We start from the raw sequence: 782 nt of genomic DNA, 5'->3' as shown, positions 1-782 counted from the left end.
CTGTCCCGCTTACTGAATTCGTCCGCCGGCAGTATCTATTCGTCCGGCAGACCCGACCTGTCGATATCATCATGACGCACCGTTACCTCAATACCTCCTTGTTGCTGGGCGCCTTGGGCGTTTCCGGCGTTGTCTTCGCCCAATCCTCCTCGCCGGAGGTAATGGAGGTCACGGCACCGCGCCTCGATCGCGAGTTGTACACCACCCCCGCTGCGGTATCCGTGATCGAGCATGACAAGATCGCGCAGGGCCAGCAGCGCGTGCGGCTCGATGAGTCGTTAGGGACCGTGCCGGGCGTATTCCTGCAAAATCGTGACAACTTCGCCCAGGGCGAGCGCCTGGCGATCCGCGGCTTTGGCGCGCGGGCGCCGTTCGGAGTGCGTGGAGTGACGGTGATGGCCGACGGTATTCCCTACACATTGCCCGATGGGCAGGCACAGCTCGATGCCATCGACCTGGATAGCGCCGAGCGTATCGAGGTGATCCGCGGGCCGTCATCGGTGCTTTACGGCAACGCGGCCGGTGGCGTACTGAGCGTGACCACGGCCGATGGGCGCGACGATCAGAAGACGCGCCTGGGGGCCGAGATCGGCAGCGACGGCTACCAGAAATACCGCTTCAGCGACGGCGGCGTGAATGGCCCCTGGTCGCATCATGTGAGTGTGTCGGCGCTTAATTTCGACGGTTATCGCGATCAGAGCCAGGTTGAGAAGTATCACCTCAACGCCAAGGTGCGTCGCGAGCTGGGCAACGACCGCGCGCTGACGGCCATCGTCAACTTG

1 protein-coding gene is annotated in these 782 nt (G+C 63.2%); it reads left to right on the top strand.

The window, feature by feature from the left end:
* Nucleotides 1-71 precede the first annotated feature (71 nt).
* Nucleotides 72-782 (top strand): TonB-dependent receptor plug domain-containing protein (locus tag OP496_RS18210; protein WP_280565402.1); only part of this gene is annotated, 711 nt, incomplete at its 3' end.

It is taken from the genome of Chromohalobacter sp. 48-RD10, from assembly GCF_029889785.1.
Taxonomy (GTDB): Bacteria; Pseudomonadota; Gammaproteobacteria; order Pseudomonadales; family Halomonadaceae; genus Chromohalobacter.
This window is presented reverse-complemented; position numbering and strand designations above follow the sequence as displayed.